Below are 16,406 nucleotides of genomic sequence, written 5' to 3' on the forward strand. Positions count from 1 at the left end.
CCCTCAAATTTCACTCGCTACAGGATCCGCCCATGAAAGCCGCACTCGTCGAACTCATCAGCAAAATCAGCTCCGGGTGCATGAGCGATGACGAAATCCTGAAAGTCGCTGAGGAAGCGGCCCAGGCCTACGCCGATCCCGAAGCTTTTCTGACGGCCAATCCGGATATCAACTACGACGACACCTTCCCGATTCCGCTGGGCGAGTGGGTGGTTGTCGGCAGCCTGCCGGAGACCGTGCTGTTCCAGGCCGACACCTACATGGATTTGTTCGCGCAGATCGTCGCCTCGTTCGGCCCCGGGGTGGATTTCAACATCAAACCCAAGCAGCTGGCGAAAACCGAAGCCCTGACCGCGCTCAACCGCATTCAGGTGCAGATGGGCAGCATGAACAAGGAAAACGGCGGTTACACGCTGATGAACTTCAGTCAGTTGCTCGATGACGAGTTGCAAGTGGTGCTGGTCTTCGGCAACGACGTGCCTCGCGTGCTGGAGCTGTGCGCCGAAGTCGGAATCGCTGCCGCGCCTTCGCTCGAAGCCCTCAAAGTCGCGATTCACGTTTAAATAACGGAACCCTCGCAAGGCCCGGCTATCCTAAGAGTGCATACCACTCTTAGGAGCGACACCATGGGTTCCACGTTCAACGGTCTGGTTGGCCTGATCATTCTTGCCCTGGATATCTGGGCAATCATCAACGTGCTCAAAAGTGGCGCTGAAACAGGGATGAAAATCATCTGGGTGCTGCTGATCCTGCTGCTGCCGGTGCTGGGCCTGATCATCTGGGCCATTGCCGGGCCACGGGGTAACGTCCGAATCTGAGCACGCAATCAAAACAGACTCGCTTTCCCCTGTGGGAGCGAGACTGCTCGCGATGAACGATAACGCGGTTTGACTGAATAACAGCGGTGACGGCATCGCGAGCAGGCTCGCTCCCACAATGTGCTGTGTCTACCCGGCCGACGAAGGTTCGACCTGTCATATTCCGCGACGTAGAATGCGCGCCTTTCCCGGTCAATCGTGCCGATCGATTGGCCATCATGGGCGGGTAACCGTCCGTTGCCATCCGCATTCCTCGGAGCACTTCCCATGAGCACGACCCCGACCAGCGAATACCTGGAAACCCTCTACGAAGGCTACGGCCAGCGTTTTCGCATGGAAAAGCTGCTGCACGAAGTGCGCACCGAACACCAGCACCTGGTGATCTTCGAAAACCCGCGCATGGGTCGAGTGATGGCGCTGGACGGCGTGATTCAGACCACCGAAGCCGATGAATTCATCTACCACGAAATGCTCACCCATGTGCCGATCCTGGCGCACGGCAGCGCCAAGCGCGTACTGATCATCGGTGGCGGCGACGGCGGCATGTTGCGTGAAGTGGCCAAGCACGGCGGCGTCGAGCACATCACCATGGTCGAGATCGACGGTACTGTGGTCGACATGTGCAAGGAATTTCTGCCGAACCACTCCAAAGGTGCGTTCGATGATCCACGCCTGAACCTGGTGATCGACGACGGCATGCGTTTCGTCGCCACCACCATTGAAAAATTCGACGTGATCATTTCCGACTCCACCGATCCGATCGGTCCGGGTGAAGTGCTGTTCTCGGAAAACTTCTACCAGGCGTGCCGTCGCTGCCTCAACGAAGGCGGCATTCTGGTCACGCAGAACGGCACGCCGTTCATGCAGATCGAAGAAGTCAAAACCACCGCCGGCCGCTTGCGCAGCCTGTTCCCGGACTGGCACTTCTATCAGGCCGCGGTGCCGACCTACATCGGTGGCTCGATGACCTTTGCGTGGGGCGCGACCAATACCGCGTATCGCAAACTGTCCCGTGAAACCCTGCAACAGCGTTTCGCCGGCAGCGGCATCGTCACCCGCTACTACAACCCGGAAATCCACATCGGCTCCTTCGCCTTGCCGCAATACGTGCTGCAAGCCGTGAACAAGCCGAGCAACGACTAAACTGAAGATGTACTCATGACCCTGTGGGCGCGAGCAGGCTCGCGCCCACAGGTTATATATTTCATGCGTTTACGGTGTAGTCCGTTGAACGATCAGTCAGGCCAAAAGTCCAGATAGAGGTAAGCCCATTTGCGGGTTTGTTCGAGGAGGCACTGATGCAAAAGTGGAAAATCACTTTCGTGGATGATCACGGTGAAACAGTCGACGAAGTCTTCGAGTGCGACGATTGCCCGGATAACGAGAAAGCCGCCGAACTCCTCAAGGAAAGACTTTTTCCTGTCGCCGCCAAACTGGATCTGAATGATCTGGAAGGGCGAACGGCTGATGCGAGTGTCAAAAGTCTAAAAGCCCAAAACAGCATTGAAATCCTCGGTATTGCTCCCGTCTGATACACCTTCTGGCACATTCTTGAAACACCAGGCCTTGGCAGCGGCTCTGAGTTGGGGCTACTCTGCATTCGAGATCAGCGAACGGATCGCTAAGGTCTGGTCTTGTCAGCTACATGCTTGCTTCCCACCGGCAACATCGTTGCCGCATCGCTCGCACCCATCGGTTGCGAGTGCCGGGAATACGGAAAGTCTATCCATCAATTTGAGGGGGACGTTTCATGAGCACAGCCTATCAAGAAGACATCAGCAGCAGCGTGTTGCGCCGCATGAAAGAAGGCGGTTTTGACTTTTCACGATTCCATCCCATCGAGTTCTACGCCATTTTCCCGGATGAGGAGCGGGCACGCAGGGCGGCAGGGCATTACTGTGGTGAATCCTTGAATGCACAAATCAGCGTGCGCGATGACGGCGCATGGGCCCTGGAACTGAGCAAAGTGATGTATGCCACCTATGACGGGATTGGCGACTTTGAGCAGGATTTCGAGGCAGTGGTCGAGCCTCTGGGCGGCATCATCGAAGGGTGGGGCGTCAAGCAGGAGGTACGAGGGCTACTCGCATAATGCTATGAACAGTGACAACGCTCAGCAACGGCTGACCTTCGGGTTGGCCGTTTTCGTTTGTGTGGCCGGCAATCCCCTCGGCAAAACCCTGAAACAAGAATCCGGCGCAAAAAAAAACCGCCTGAGCAGGCGGCTAAAGGGAAGTTTCGGTCAGGTTTTGCAGCGGATGCACGGATTATCGGTATCGACTATCGGGCAGTGAAATCAACTCTGACTATGCTGGTGATAGGCGAGTACTTCGCCTTGCAATGAAGCGGGGGCGATCAGGTTGGGGCGTTTGCTGCACAGGATTGGTGCGGTGCAAACGGGGTCATTATCCAACTGATTGATATCAAAGCGTTTCTGCCGATGGCACGGGCCTTGCGAAGCCTAGATGTCCGGGTGACAAGGAGTACGGCATGATCCGCACCTATTTTGATGAGATGTACGATGCCGGCGGCCAGGTCCGCCCGCATTATCGGGAGTTTGCCCGTTGGCTGGCCGAGACGCCTGACGAGCTCTTGGCACAACGGCGACGCGAGGCCGATCTGCTGTTTCATCGCGCCGGGATTACGTTCACGCTTTACGGTGATGAGCAGGGGACAGAGCGCCTGATTCCCTTCGACACCATCCCCCGCAGCATCCCCGCCAGCGAATGGCGGATTGTCGAACGCGGCTGTATCCAGCGGGTCAAGGCGTTGAACATGTTCCTCGCCGACCTGTATCACGAGCAGCGCATCATCAAGGCCGGCATCATCCCGGCCGAACAAGTGCTCGCCAACGAGCAATACCAGTTGGCGATGCAGGGGCTGGACCTGCACCGCGATATTTATTCGCACATCTCCGGCGTCGATCTGGTACGTGATGGCGACGGCACGTATTACGTGCTCGAAGACAATCTGCGCACACCGAGCGGCGTGAGCTACATGCTCGAAGACCGCAAGATGATGATGCGCCTGTTCCCCGAGTTGTTCGCGGCCCAGCGCATCGCGCCCATCGACCACTACCCGAATCTGTTGCTCGATACCCTGAAAAGCTCGAGCCCGATCGATAACCCGAGCGTGGTAGTGCTGACGCCGGGCCGCTTCAATAGCGCGTTTTTTGAACATGCCTTCCTGGCGCGGGAGATGGGCGTTGAACTGGTGGAAGGCGCGGACCTGTTCGTGCGCGACGATAAGGTGTTCATGCGCACTACGGACGGGCCGAAAGCCGTCGACGTGATTTACCGACGCCTCGACGATGCGTTCCTCGATCCGCTGGCGTTCAACCCGGATTCGATGCTCGGCGTGCCAGGGCTATTGTCGTCCTATCGCTCCGGCAACGTAGTGCTGGCGAATGCCATCGGCACCGGGGTCGCGGATGACAAGTCGGTGTATCCGTTTGTCACGGACATGATCCGTTTCTACCTCGATGAAGAACCGATCCTGAAGAACGTGCCGACGTTCCAGTGCCGTAATCCCTCGGAACTGTCCCACGTGCTGGCCAATCTCCCAGACCTGGTGGTCAAGGAAACCCAAGGCTCCGGCGGTTACGGAATGCTGGTGGGGCCGGCGGCGACGGCGGCGGAGATCGAGTCGTTCCGTGCTCGGATCAAAGCCAAACCCCATGCGTACATCGCGCAACCGACGTTGTCATTGTCGACCTGTCCGACCTTTGTCGAAAACGGCATCGCCCCACGCCACATCGACCTGCGTCCGTTTGTATTGTCTGGCCGCGAAACACGGGTTGTGCCCGGCGGTTTGACCCGTGTCGCCCTGCGCGAAGGCTCCCTGGTGGTGAATTCATCCCAAGGCGGCGGAACCAAGGACACCTGGGTAGTCGAGGATTGAAGGAAGCTTGCCATGTTAAGTAGAACTGCCTCGGATTTGTATTGGATGTCGCGTTACCTGGAGCGGGCGGAAAACCTCGCACGGATGCTCGACATCAGTTATTCGCTGTCGCTGATGCCACAGGATGGTCGCGGTGACGGTCTGCACGAATTGGCCATGCCATTGCTGATCACCGGCACCCTGGACGATTACCTGGAGCGCCACGGTGATTTGCACGCCGAACGACTGCTGCATTTCTTCGCCCTGGACGCCGCCAACCCGGCCAGCATCTACAGCTGTCTTGGCGCTGCACGGGCCAGTGCCCACGCGGTGCGTGGGCGAATCACCGCCGACATGTGGGAAAACATCAACGCCACCTGGCTGGAAATTCGCGGGATCGCCGATCAGGGCTTGAGCCGATATGGCATGAGCCGTTTCTGCGAGTGGATCAAGGAGCGTTCCCACCTGTTTCGCGGCGCATCCTACGGCACGATCATGCGCAACGATGCGTTCCGCTTCATTCGCCTGGGGACGTTTATCGAGCGGGCCGACAACACGTTGCGCCTGCTCGACGCCCGCTATGAAATGGCCGGCGATCAGGCCGAGGCGGTCAGCGACGGCACCGCTCACGCCTATTACCAGTGGAGCGCGTTACTACGGGCGTTGTCCTCGTTCGAGGCGTACACCGAAATCTATCGCGACGCGCCCGGCGCCCGCCATGTCGCCGAGCTGCTGTTGCTGCGAGCGGACGTTCCGCGTTCCCTGCGCGCCTGCACCGAAGAAATCGACCAGATCCTCGCCCAGTTGCCGGGGGCCAACGGCCGTCCCGCGCAACGTCTGGCGGCTGAGATGGACGCGCGCCTGCGTTACACCGGCATCACCGAAATTCTCGACGAAGGCCTGCACGCCTGGCTGACCGAGTTCATCCCGCTGGTGCGCCAGTTGGGTAACGCCATTCACAGTTCCTACCTGGAGGCTGCATGAGACTTTCCATTAGCCACGAGACCACCTATCACTACGAAGATCAGGTGCGGGCGAGCATCCAGTATTTGCGACTGACACCCCACGACAGTGAGCGCCAGCACGTTCTGAGCTGGCAGCTCGACCTGCCGCGCCCGGTGCGTGCGCAACTCGACCCGTTCGGCAATATCCTGCATGTGCTGACCATGGACGAGCCGCATGAAGCGATCATCATCGGCGCCCGTGGCCAGGTCGACATTGACGAGTTGAGGGAAGCCGAGCATGAAAGCCAGTCGGCACTGCCGTTCCTGCGCTTCACCCGGCTGACAGAAGCGGACGAAGCCCTGCGCGCATTTGCGGAAAAAGAATGCAAGAAACGTCGGGATCGCACCGCGCTGATCGACTTGATGCATGGCTTGAACTCGCACATGACCTACACGCCGGGATCCACCGAAGTCGACACCAGCGCCGCCCAGGCTTTCGCCGGGCGTGCAGGCGTCTGTCAGGATCACACCCATGCGTTCCTCGCCTGTGCGCGCAGCCTGGGCATTCCATCGCGTTATGTGTCGGGTTATTTGTACAGCGAGAACTGCGAGCACCTGGCCAGTCATGCCTGGGCAGAAGCCTGGCTGGATGACGCCTGGTACAGCTTCGATGTGACCAACGAGCTGGCCCGTCCGGAGCGCCATTTGAAACTGGCCGTGGGCCTTGATTATCTGGACGCCTGCCCGGTGCGCGGCATGCGGCGCGGTGGTGGGTGTGAGCAGATGCACGCGAAGGTGTTTGTATCGCCAACGCCGATGCCGGCACCGGTAATCTCCGTTCAGCAACAATAATCCGCAACACCACAACAAAACCTGTAGGAGCGGGCAAGCCCGCTCCCACAATGGGATTGATGTCAGGGCTTAACCTTGCGCCCCGCCATGTGTTTCAAATACCCCACCAACATCTCCAGATCGCCATCCGGCAACACCGACTGCGCAAACCCCGGCATCTTCGCCTGCGGCCACTGGCGCAAACTCTGCGGATCACGAATGTAGCGCTTGAGAAAATCCGCCCCGAAGTATTCGGTCGGGTTGAACGGAATATTCAGGTCCGGCCCAAACTGCGCGTCCCCCGCACCATTGAGTCGATGACAGGCGAGGCAATTTTTCTGAAACAGCGCAAAGCCTTTATTAACGGCATCGTCTGCCTTCAACGCCGGATCCGGCAACAGGGCAGGGAAGCGCTCGGCCACTGGCGCCATGCGCTTGATGCTTGCCACCTGGAATGGCCATTGCTCGGGGCTGATGTCGCCCGCCTGTGGATCGGTCCAGACCAGATAAAACGGCCCGGCACCGGGTTTGCCTTCAGATAACGCCGGCCACGGCTTGGCCGGGTCTTCAATCGCCAACCAGGCGCGGGCGCCCTTGGCATTGAGTAACGGCGCCGCCGACAACTCCGCGGCAAACCCGTCCAGCGCCACGGCTTGCAGATGGTCGTCAGGCTTGATGCCGGTCAACAACGCGCTCAACGGAACGGCGCGATAGCTCATGTTCTGTTTGTAGGAAACGTCGTTACTGATGGTGATGGTCTGGGCTTGAGGATGCTTGAGCAACTCTTCGGTTTGCCAGGTGCGACTGTTCTCGCCCAGCTCCAGATTCAGCTGTGCGGCATACAGGGGCGAGCTGAGCAGCAAGGCCCCGAACAAAATAAGCGTTTTCAAAATGATCGCCGTCCATGTCGTGAATATGCCGTAAAGGTTGGCACACCCACGCTGGCCCGGGTAGCGAGCCAGTCACATTTTTAAGTGGGCGATATAAAAACCTGGCACCGTTAATTGATCGACTAGCCGATCACTTTCGTCAGGTTCGGCAAAATCAACAACAGTGTAGTGGCGAATAAAATGAGCCCGGCTTGACGTACTTTCGAATGTTTGAACATGGCTTGACCGCCTTTTTTGTTATTTCCTGATGCCTGCCTGCATATCTCCATGACGGCGAGCGCTGCACTTCCTGTAAGACGAGTGCCTCGGCAAAACCCGACGACAACTTCGTACATGTTCACCTTAGAGCCCGCGTCACGCTTGGTTTAGATCCATTTCATATGGTTCGCGTGCTACAGGCTATTAAAAAGGCATGAGGCCTATTGCCAGCTTCTTGGGCGCCCTTTTGCTAGACAGCTTGGTGGCGTGAATCGGTTAATCGACGGGTTGGCGACCGTCCGTCTGAGCGTGTCCGTCAACGCCAGTGAGCATTGCGGTCATTGAATCGGCGTGGGCTCGGAATAAGGTGGAGGCTCAGTGTTTACTCACCGCCAGGTTCGAGGACGTCATGACTCAAGCTTTGATATTCGACGCGTTACGCACGCCCCGTGGCAAAGGGAAGCCTGAGGGCTCGCTGCACAGCGTCAAGCCAGTGAATCTGGTGGCCGGGCTGCTTACGGCATTGCAACAGCGCCTGTCTCTGGACACCAGCCAAGTGGATGACGTGGTGCTCGGCTGTGTCACGCCAATCGGCGATCAAGGCTCCGATATCGCCAAAACCGCGGCACAAGTGGCCGATTGGGACGTGAGCGTGTCAGGCGTGCAGATCAACCGCTTTTGCGCCTCGGGACTGGAAGCCGTGAACCTGGGCGCGATGAAAGTCCGTTCCGGTTTCGAAGACCTGGTGGTGGTCGGCGGCGTCGAGTCCATGTCTCGCGTGCCCATGGGCAGCGACGGCGGCCCTTGGGCGCTGGACCCGGAAACCAACCTGCACAGCCATTTCACCCCGCAAGGCGTGGGCGCCGACCTGATCGCCACCATCGAAGGTTTCAGCCGTCAGGACGTCGATGCTTACGCATTGCACTCCCAGCAGAAAGCGGCGCGGGCGCGGGCCGATGGTTCGTTCAACAAGTCGCTGGTGCCGGTACAGGACCAGAACGGCATCATCCTGCTCGATCACGATGAGTTCATCCGCGCCGAATCGACCCTCGAAGGCCTGGCCAAACTCAAGCCGAGTTTCGAGATGATGGGGCAAATGGGTTTCGATGCCACCGCATTGCGCGTGTACAGCCATGTCGAGCGGATCAACCACGTGCACACACCGGGCAACAGCTCCGGGATCGTCGACGGCGCGGCGCTGATGTTGATCGGCTCCGAGGCCAAGGGCCGGGCGCTCGGGTTACAGCCGCGTGCGCGGATCGTTGCCACTGCCGTGACCAGCACCGATCCGACCATCATGCTCACCGGCCCCGCACCGGCTACGCGCAAGGCATTGGCCAAGGCCGGGCTGCGGGTCGAAGACATCGACCTGTTCGAGGTCAACGAAGCCTTCGCCTCGGTGGTGCTCAAATTCATCAAGGACATGGCCATCGACCCGGAGAAGGTCAACGTCAACGGCGGCTCCATTGCCATGGGGCACCCGCTGGGCGCCACGGGCTGCGCGATTCTCGGCACCTTGCTCGATGAACTGGAAACCCGGCGCCTGCGCTACGGCCTTGCGACCTTGTGTGTCGGCGGCGGCATGGGCATTGCCACCATCATCGAACGCCTCTGAGCCCCGACCTTAAGGAACAAATGACATGACAGAAGCCATTCGTTACGAAAAAGGTCAGGACCAGATCGTCGTCCTGACCATCGATATGCCGGGCCAGAGTGCCAATACCATGAACGCGGTCTATCGCGAGGCCATGGCCACCTGCGTTGCCCGACTGGTGGCCGAAAAGGACAGCCTTGCCGGCGTGATCATCACTTCGGCCAAGAAAACCTTTTTTGCCGGTGGCGACCTCAATGAATTGATCAAGGTCGGCAAACCCGAAGCCAAAGCCTTCTACGACATGGTGCTGACCCTCAAGGGCCAATTGCGTACGCTGGAGACACTTGAAAAACCGGTGGTCGCCGCGATCAATGGCGCGGCATTAGGCGGCGGTTGGGAAATCTGCCTGGCGTGTCATCACCGGGTGGCACTGGACAATCCATCGGTGCAACTTGGCTTGCCGGAAGTGACCCTTGGCTTATTGCCGGGCGGCGGCGGGGTGGTGCGCATGGTGCGCATGCTGGGGATTGAAAAGGCTTTACCTTACTTGCTCGAGGGTAAAAAAGTCCGGCCGCAACAAGCGTTGCAGGCGGGATTGATTGACGAGTTGGCGAAGGATCACGATGAGTTGCTGAGCAAGGCGCGGGCCTGGATTGTGGCCAATCCGTCGGCCGTTCAGCGTTGGGACGTGAAGGGTTATCAGATTCCGGGTGGCACGCCGTCGAACCCGAAAGTTGCGCAAATGCTGGCCATCGCGCCGTCGATCCTGCGCAGTAAAACCCAGGGCTGTCTGCCCGCGCCGGAGAAAATTCTCTGTGCGGCGGTGGAAGGTGCCCAAGTGGATTTCGACACGGCGCACTTGATCGAAACCCGCTACTTCACTGAATTGACCACCGGCCAAATCTCGAAAAACCTGATCGGTACATTCTGGTTTCAACTCAACGAGATCAACGCTGGCGGCTCGCGACCTCAAGGGTTTGCTCCTTACGTGACGCAGAAAGTCGGCGTACTCGGTGCCGGGATGATGGGCGCCGGTATTGCGTTCGTTAGCGCATCGGCCGGTATTGAAGTGGTGCTCAAAGACGTCACGCTCGCGGCAGCGGAGAAGGGCAAGGCGCACTCGGCAGCGCTGCTGGACAAGAAAGTCGCCCGCGGGCAGATGCTTGCCGAGCAGCGCGAGGCGATTCTGGCGCGGATTCACACCACACAGAGCGATGCGGATCTTGCCGGTTGCGATCTGATCATTGAAGCGGTGTTCGAAGACCGGGAACTGAAAGCCAAAGTCTCTTCGGCCGCGCAGAAGGTCGTAGGCCCCGACGCAGTGATCGCCTCCAATACCTCAACCTTGCCGATCAGCGGCCTGGCCACCGCCGTGCCGGACCCAACGAAGTTCATCGGCCTGCATTTCTTCAGCCCTGTGGAAAAAATGCCATTGGTGGAGATCATCAAAGGCACCCACACCAGCGACGAAACCCTGGCGCGTGGATTCGATTTCGTCCTGCAAATCAAGAAAACCCCGATAGTGGTCAACGACAGTCGCGGTTTCTTCACCTCGCGGGTGTTCGGCACCTTCACCAACGAGGGCATCGCCATGCTCGGCGAAGGCGTGAGCGCGCCGATGATCGAGACCGAAGCGCGCAAGGCCGGCATGCCGATCGGGCCGCTGGCGATCTCCGACGAAGTATCCCTCAGCCTGATGAGCCATATCCGCCAGCAAACCGCCAAAGACCTGCAAGCCGAAGGGAAACCACTGACAGAGCACCCGGCGTTCGCCGTGATTGACTTGCTGCTCAACGAATACAAAAGGCCTGGTAAAGCGGCAGGGGGCGGTTTCTACGAGTATCCGGCCGGTGGCCAGAAACATCTGTGGCCCGGGCTGAAAACCCGTTTCGAGAAAGCCGACGGACAGATTTCGCCCAAGGACGTGCGTGATCGCTTGCTGTTCGTGCAAGCCATCGAAACCGTGCGTTGTGTGGAGGAGGGCGTGTTGACTTCGACGGCGGACGCCAACGTTGGCTCGATCTTCGGCATCGGCTTTGCGGCCTGGACCGGCGGCGCGCTGCAGTTCATCAACCAGTACGGCGTGAAAGACTTCGTCGCCCGTGCCCAGTACCTGGCCCGGCAATATGGCGAGCGTTTTTTGCCGCCTGCGTTGCTGCTGGAGAAAGCCGCCAAAGGGGAGGCCTTCTAAGGGACGTATGACGCACTCCGGGGCTTGCCTTGCCACCGTGTTTCAAGGCAGGCTGGGGTGTGCATTATTCCCATCACGTGTCAGGTATTTTTTATGTCGTTACGCATCTGCATTCTGGAAACCGACATCCTGCGTCCAGAACTGGTCGATCAATATCAGGGTTACGGGCAGATGTTCCAACGCCTGTTTTCGCAGCAACCCATCGCGGCCGAATTCAGCGTCTACAACGTGATGCAGGGCGAGTACCCGAGCGATGATCTGACGTTCGATGCCTACCTCATCACGGGCAGCAAGGCTGACTCCTTCGGCACCGACCCGTGGATTGAAACCCTGCGAGCCTACTTGCTCAAGCGTTACGAGCGCGGCGACAAACTGCTGGGCGTGTGCTTCGGCCATCAGTTGCTGGCGCTGCTGTTGGGCGGCAAGAGCGAGCGCGCGACCCAAGGCTGGGGCGTCGGCACGCACAAATACAAAATGGCTGCGAAAGCGCCGTGGATGAGCCCGCTGCGCGAAGAGCTGACCTTGTTGATCAGCCACCAGGATCAGGTGACGTCGCTGCCGGAAAACGCCACGGTCATCGCCTCGAGCGATTTCTGTCCGTTCGCCGCGTACCACATCAACGACCAGGTGCTGTGTTTCCAGGGCCATCCTGAATTCATTCACGATTACTCGCGAGCGTTACTGGATATCCGTCAGGAAGCGCTGGGCGAGCAGGTTTATTCCCAGGGCATGGCGAGTCTTGAGCATGAGCATCACGGCACGACCGTGGCGGAGTGGATGATGCGGTTTGTGGCGCACAAGCCAGAAGCTGTTTGACGCTAAAAGCGCCCACATTGGCTCTGCGGTGTTGCGCAGATCAGTGTGGGCGCGAGCCTGCTGGCGAATATTCCAGGCGACTCGGTGTTGCCTACAACCACCCCGACTTCTTGAAGCTCGCCCACAAAGCCACACATCCCAGCGTAATAAACCCTAGCACCGCAAAATAGCCGTATTGCCACGCCAACTCGGGCATGTTCTGGAAGTTCATCCCATAAATCCCGGCCACCGCCGTCGGAAATGCCAGAATGGCCGCCCACGCTGCAAACTTGCGTTGCACCACGCTTTGGCGTGCCGCCTCCAGCAAAACGCCCACCTCAATCGTCTGGCTGGCAATGTCCGCCAGGGTCGTCAGGTCCTCCAGTTGCCGCGTTACGTGAATCTGCACATCGCGAAAGTAGGGGCGCATGTTCTTGTCGATGAATGGAAAGCTCAGCTTTTGCAGTTCCTCACCGATTTCCACCATCGGCCCCGCGTAACGACGCAGGCGCAATACATCCCGGCGCAGGCTGTGGAGTTTCTGGATGTCATGCTCCTTCAACTCGCTGCACAGGACGTTGCGCTCCAGTTCATCGATCTCGGCATGGATCGCTTCGCCCATCGGCTGGTAGTTTTCAATGACGAAATCGAGGATGGCATAGAGGACGAAATCCTCGCCGTGCTCCAGCAGAATCGGACGCGCCTCACAACGTTGTCGGACAAGGGCGTAGGACGCCGAATGTCCATTGCGTGCGGTAATGATGTAACCGTTGCCGGCAAAAATATGAGTCTCGATGAACTGCAGTTTGCCTTCATGGCGGATCGGCGAGTACGTGACGATAAACAACGCATCGCCGAAGGTTTCGAGCTTCGGTCGGCTGTGTTTTTCCAGGGCGTCTTCAATGGCCAGTTCGTGCAGATTGAACTGGCGTTGCAGGTTGGCCAATTCCTGCGCGTTCGGCTCTTCAAGGCCGATCCAGACAAAGTGGCCAGGCTTTGCAGCCCAGGCAGCGCCTTCGTCGAGGGTGATATTGGTGACTTTCTTACCGGCGCTATACACCGCCGCAGCAACAACTCTACCCATGATGTTGGTTCACTTCTTATTCAGTGTTTTTTATCAGCGAAAACTCAGTGGCAAGCACTATTAAGCTTAGCCGTGTCTGCTGCTTGAGAGTCGGCAAACACCGCAGAGTTCTAGGGCCAACGCTCGCAGGCAAAAGAAAACCCGCGCATGGCGGGCTTTCCTTTTACGCGGCTTGCAGTTGCCGGTCCATCGACTCGATGCACTCGCGCATTTGTTCACGGCACTGGGCAATCAGCAGAGGCATGTCGTCCAGGCTCATTCCCGCGGTTGGAATCGCCGGCAGCGAGCGAATCAGAATTTTCCCACTGCGCCAGCGGTTCAATCGCATGTGTTTGACGTAGCTACTGACGCACACCGGCACGATGGGTACCCCGGCGGCAATCGCCATCTGGAACGCGCCTTTCTTGAAGGGCAGCAGTTCTTCACCGAGGTTGCGCGTACCTTCCGGGAAGACCCAGATCGAGGTGTCCTCATGCTGCAACGTATGCGTGGTGGTCAGCATCGACTGGCGCGCCTTGTGCGCATTGCCGCGGTCGATCAACACATTGCCGGCCAGCCAGAACAACTGACCGAACAGCGGCACCCACTTCAGGCTTTTCTTGCCGATGCACACGGTGCGGCGGGGCACCACGTTGCCGAACACAAACAGATCGTAGTTGGACTGGTGGTTGGCGATGATCACGCAGCTCTCGGGTTTGTTCATCAACGGCCCGACGTCGGCCTTCACTCGCAAACGTAAAATACACATCGCCGGCCATGCATACAGGCGCGCGCACAGACGGCTGTTGTCCGGGTTGAACGGTCTACACAGACCGAGTATCACTCCCAGCACGCCCGCCAGAACAAAGTGCAGGCCCATCAATAACATACGCAACACAAACAGCATTTGCAGGCCCACCGGGACAAAAGGTGGCGCAGTGTACGGATGTGCACTGTTTTCGGCAATTGCGCCTATAGAGGAAGGAGATAGGCGATGTTTGTGCGCATGTTTCCGACTTGTGGGTCAGACGCGTTCTAGAGCGGTTGTTGGGTTTTCAACAATGGGCGTAAGAAAAAGCCCGACACGACGGTCGGGCTTTTCGGTGTGGCGCGTTTGGATTTAACCCAAGTGTTCCTGATCCAGGATGATCGCGTTGTCCAGCGTCTCCAGCAGTGCCTTGCGCACTTTCAACTTGGTGTTCTTGTGCGCGGTCATGTTGATTTTCTTCAACTGACGGGCCGCCGCCAGCGCCGCGCCTTGCAGTTCCTCGGCCGACACCACTATGTCGAGGAAGCCGGCATCCACGGCGCTTTGAGGATTAAACATCTCACCGTTGATGACGGAGCGGTGGAACGCCGACTTGCGCAGACGATCACGCGCGATCTCGATACCAGCGTGGTGCATGGTCATGCCGATCTGCACTTCGTTCAGACCAATGCTGAACGGGCCGTCGACACCGATGCGGTAGTCCGCCGACAACAGCAGGAAGGCGCCTTTGGCCACCGCATGCCCAGGGCACGCGACGATGACCGGGAACGGGTGCGACAACAGGCGACGGGCCAGGGTCGAGCCAGCCGTGACCAGCGCCACCGCTTCCTTAGGGCCGGACGTCATCACCTTCAAGTCATAACCACCGGACAGAATCCCGGGCGTACCGGTAATAATCACCACCGCACGATCAGTCACTGCCTGATCCAGCGCAGCATTGAACGCTGCAATCACGTCCGGCGAGATGGCATTGACCTTGCCATTGCTCAAGGTCAGGGTCGCGATACCGTCTTCGAGATGGTAGGAAATCAACTCACTCATGACGCTATTCCTTATATGAAAGTTGGGGCAGACGTTACCCACCACGACAGGCCAGGTAAAGCGCCGTGACTGACCCGCCAGTCACCCTTTCCCCGCCCGGCAAGCGTAGTCCGCCGCCCCCACAACGCATTCCCCTCTCTATAGAAGAGGACGCGAAGCCGGAGATTGGCAGGTTTGCCATGGCCCGGAATCTGCTGGAACGACTGAAACGCTAAGCACATGAAAATTCTGCAAAAAAAGTTTGCCATCGCAAAAGCTTTCGACTACATTAGCGCGCCTCGACAGACAGAACATGTTTGACGAGATACGGTGAAGTGTCCGAGTGGCTTAAGGAGCACGCCTGGAAAGTGTGTATACAAGAAATTGTATCGAGAGTTCGAATCTCTCCTTCACCGCCAAATTCGATGTAACCAGAACCCCTGATTTCGAGAGAAATCAGGGGTTTTGTGGTTTCTGGGAGACTGAATAATAGTCATTGCGCCGATTTGGAAGCAGCTGAATCGGCGAAGACACGTCCTGAAATGATGTAGGAAAAGTCATTGGGGTGTCGGAAGTAATGCTGGAAAGCCAGTTGCTTCGGTGCTTCCATGGGGGCTTGCACCTCTAATGAGCTGCTTTGGGGTGGGGTATTTGTTTTGTACCTCAAAGGTACAAAATGAATCAAAGAGCAGCGCAAGTGGCGCTCTCCCTTATCCGAGATGGACGTACGCAAGATATGCAGGAAATGACCATGAAACAGGCCGAGCTGGAAAAGGTTCACGTAGAGATCGTCAAGTTGCTCTCTGAACAACGCAAACTGAATGCCGAAGCTGGCAAGATGACCCGTGAAACTTTTTGGTATCCAGTGGCTGTTGCGACAGGATTGATTGGAACCGTGGCAACCATTACGACGGTGTTGATCAAGCTACTATGACCTTGTTGAGCCCGCTGCCCGACTCCCGATATTTCCTGATACTTGAGCGAAATATGAATTCAAAAGCCCAGCCGATGCTGGGCTTTTTTGTTTTCAGTTGGCTGTCGGGGAATAATGCTTGCCCCCGTGAAGAAGGAATTCCGATGATCACCACCACAACCCACGCCATCGAAGGCCGGCAAATCACTGCCTACCTGGACATCGTCAGCGCCGAGTCGGTGCAGGGTGTCAACGTTATCCGCGACATGTTCGCTGGCATGCGAGATTTTTTCGGTGGCCGGTCTCAGACGTTGGAGCGGGCGTTGAAGGAAGCGCGAATTCAGGCGACCGACGAGATCAAGGAGCGGGCGCGGGCTCTTCAGGCGGATGCGGTGGTGGGGCTGGATTTTGAGATCAGCATGCCGGGCGGCAAGGGCGGGATGGTGGTGGTGTTTGTGACCGGGACGGCTGTGAAGCTGAGGTGAGGGGGCGTGGATCTGT

General features: G+C 58.2%; 18 protein-coding genes, 1 tRNA gene and 1 pseudogene. 15 read left to right on the top strand and 5 right to left on the bottom strand.

From position 1 onward, the window contains the following. Positions 1-32: 32 nt before the first annotated feature. The 9 genes from ACM6I0_RS20345 (at position 33) to ACM6I0_RS20385 (ending at position 6,493) form a co-directional block, all read left to right on the top strand. On the top strand, positions 33-563 hold the full coding sequence (locus ACM6I0_RS20345) for a hypothetical protein (RefSeq protein WP_414923108.1): 531 nt from the start codon (positions 33-35) through the stop codon (positions 561-563). A 63-nt stretch (positions 564-626) separates the two neighbouring features. Then, on the top strand, positions 627-818 hold the full coding sequence (locus ACM6I0_RS20350) for a PLDc N-terminal domain-containing protein (RefSeq protein ID WP_054048570.1): 192 nt from the start codon (positions 627-629) through the stop codon (positions 816-818). Between the two features lie 267 nt (positions 819-1,085). Further along, entirely contained in the window at positions 1,086-1,961 is an 876-nt protein-coding gene (gene speE, locus ACM6I0_RS20355) for a polyamine aminopropyltransferase (protein WP_414923109.1), read from the top strand. 155 nt (positions 1,962-2,116) lie between these two features. Further along, complete coding sequence (locus ACM6I0_RS20360; RefSeq protein ID WP_414923110.1) at positions 2,117-2,350, top strand: hypothetical protein; 234 nt, start codon at positions 2,117-2,119, stop codon at positions 2,348-2,350. A 218-nt stretch (positions 2,351-2,568) separates the two neighbouring features. After that, positions 2,569-2,910 carry a ribonuclease E inhibitor RraB gene (locus tag ACM6I0_RS20365; protein WP_090181832.1) on the top strand — a complete coding sequence of 114 codons (342 nt, stop codon included), beginning with the start codon at positions 2,569-2,571 and terminating at the stop codon, positions 2,908-2,910. Positions 2,911-2,914: 4 nt separating this feature from the next. Next, positions 2,915-3,112 carry a hypothetical protein gene (locus ACM6I0_RS20370; protein ID WP_414923111.1) on the top strand — a complete coding sequence of 66 codons (198 nt, stop codon included), beginning with the start codon at positions 2,915-2,917 and terminating at the stop codon, positions 3,110-3,112. A gap of 196 nt (positions 3,113-3,308) precedes the next feature. Next, the gene (locus ACM6I0_RS20375) at positions 3,309-4,718 is read left to right on the top strand and encodes a circularly permuted type 2 ATP-grasp protein (RefSeq protein ID WP_090181836.1); all 1,410 of its coding nucleotides are present in this window, start codon (positions 3,309-3,311) and stop codon (positions 4,716-4,718) included. 12 nt (positions 4,719-4,730) lie between these two features. Then, entirely contained in the window at positions 4,731-5,681 is a 951-nt protein-coding gene (locus ACM6I0_RS20380; protein ID WP_033055742.1) for an alpha-E domain-containing protein, read from the top strand. Beyond that, positions 5,678-6,493, top strand: a complete 816-nt coding sequence (locus ACM6I0_RS20385; RefSeq protein ID WP_285436480.1) for a transglutaminase family protein — start codon at positions 5,678-5,680, stop codon at positions 6,491-6,493. Before ACM6I0_RS20380 ends, ACM6I0_RS20385 begins: the two co-directional genes overlap by 4 nt. A 62-nt stretch (positions 6,494-6,555) precedes the next feature. Here the strand turns inward: ACM6I0_RS20385 and ACM6I0_RS20390 are convergent. Both ACM6I0_RS20390 and ACM6I0_RS20395 read right to left on the bottom strand, forming a co-directional pair. Then, a pseudogene (locus ACM6I0_RS20390) lies at positions 6,556-7,378 on the bottom strand (c-type cytochrome). Between the two features lie 106 nt (positions 7,379-7,484). After that, on the bottom strand, positions 7,485-7,697 hold the full coding sequence (locus ACM6I0_RS20395; protein ID WP_222590499.1) for a hypothetical protein: 213 nt from the start codon (positions 7,695-7,697) through the stop codon (positions 7,485-7,487). A gap of 272 nt (positions 7,698-7,969) precedes the next feature. On the opposite strand from ACM6I0_RS20395, the gene ACM6I0_RS20400 reads away from it, so the two are divergent. From ACM6I0_RS20400 to ACM6I0_RS20410, 3 genes are all read left to right on the top strand, one after another. Then, a complete protein-coding gene (locus ACM6I0_RS20400) occupies positions 7,970-9,175 on the top strand; it encodes an acetyl-CoA C-acetyltransferase (protein WP_285436483.1) in 1,206 nt (401 codons plus the stop codon). 25 nt (positions 9,176-9,200) lie between these two features. Then, positions 9,201-11,345, top strand: coding sequence for a 3-hydroxyacyl-CoA dehydrogenase NAD-binding domain-containing protein (locus ACM6I0_RS20405; RefSeq protein ID WP_414923112.1), 2,145 nt, complete (start codon positions 9,201-9,203; stop codon positions 11,343-11,345). 93 nt (positions 11,346-11,438) lie between these two features. Then, positions 11,439-12,161: an amidotransferase gene (locus ACM6I0_RS20410; protein ID WP_414923113.1), complete on the top strand. Its 723-nt coding sequence runs from the start codon at positions 11,439-11,441 to the stop codon at positions 12,159-12,161. A 91-nt stretch (positions 12,162-12,252) separates the two neighbouring features. Here ACM6I0_RS20410 and ACM6I0_RS20415 read toward each other — a convergent pair whose 3' ends face one another. From ACM6I0_RS20415 to ACM6I0_RS20425, 3 genes are all read right to left on the bottom strand, one after another. Continuing rightward, positions 12,253-13,224: a magnesium and cobalt transport protein CorA gene (locus ACM6I0_RS20415; RefSeq protein ID WP_414923114.1), complete on the bottom strand. Its 972-nt coding sequence runs from the start codon at positions 13,222-13,224 to the stop codon at positions 12,253-12,255. Positions 13,225-13,387: 163 nt separating this feature from the next. After that, the gene (locus tag ACM6I0_RS20420) at positions 13,388-14,110 is read right to left on the bottom strand and encodes a lysophospholipid acyltransferase family protein (protein WP_414923115.1); all 723 of its coding nucleotides are present in this window, start codon (positions 14,108-14,110) and stop codon (positions 13,388-13,390) included. 213 nt (positions 14,111-14,323) lie between these two features. Next, complete coding sequence (locus ACM6I0_RS20425) at positions 14,324-15,013, bottom strand: crotonase/enoyl-CoA hydratase family protein (RefSeq protein WP_285436490.1); 690 nt, start codon at positions 15,011-15,013, stop codon at positions 14,324-14,326. Between the two features lie 308 nt (positions 15,014-15,321). Here ACM6I0_RS20425 and ACM6I0_RS20430 point away from each other — a divergent pair. From ACM6I0_RS20430 to ACM6I0_RS20440, 3 genes are all read left to right on the top strand, one after another. Then, a tRNA-Ser gene (locus ACM6I0_RS20430) sits at positions 15,322-15,411 on the top strand. A gap of 332 nt (positions 15,412-15,743) precedes the next feature. Then, positions 15,744-15,926 carry a hypothetical protein gene (locus ACM6I0_RS20435; RefSeq protein ID WP_208672255.1) on the top strand — a complete coding sequence of 61 codons (183 nt, stop codon included), beginning with the start codon at positions 15,744-15,746 and terminating at the stop codon, positions 15,924-15,926. A 143-nt stretch (positions 15,927-16,069) separates the two neighbouring features. Beyond that, the gene (locus ACM6I0_RS20440; RefSeq protein ID WP_285436506.1) at positions 16,070-16,390 is read left to right on the top strand and encodes a YbjQ family protein; all 321 of its coding nucleotides are present in this window, start codon (positions 16,070-16,072) and stop codon (positions 16,388-16,390) included. Positions 16,391-16,406 lie beyond the last annotated feature (16 nt).

Origin of the sequence: Pseudomonas sp. IT-P294 (assembly GCF_949767865.1) — a bacterium.
Taxonomy (GTDB): Bacteria; Pseudomonadota; Gammaproteobacteria; order Pseudomonadales; family Pseudomonadaceae; genus Aquipseudomonas.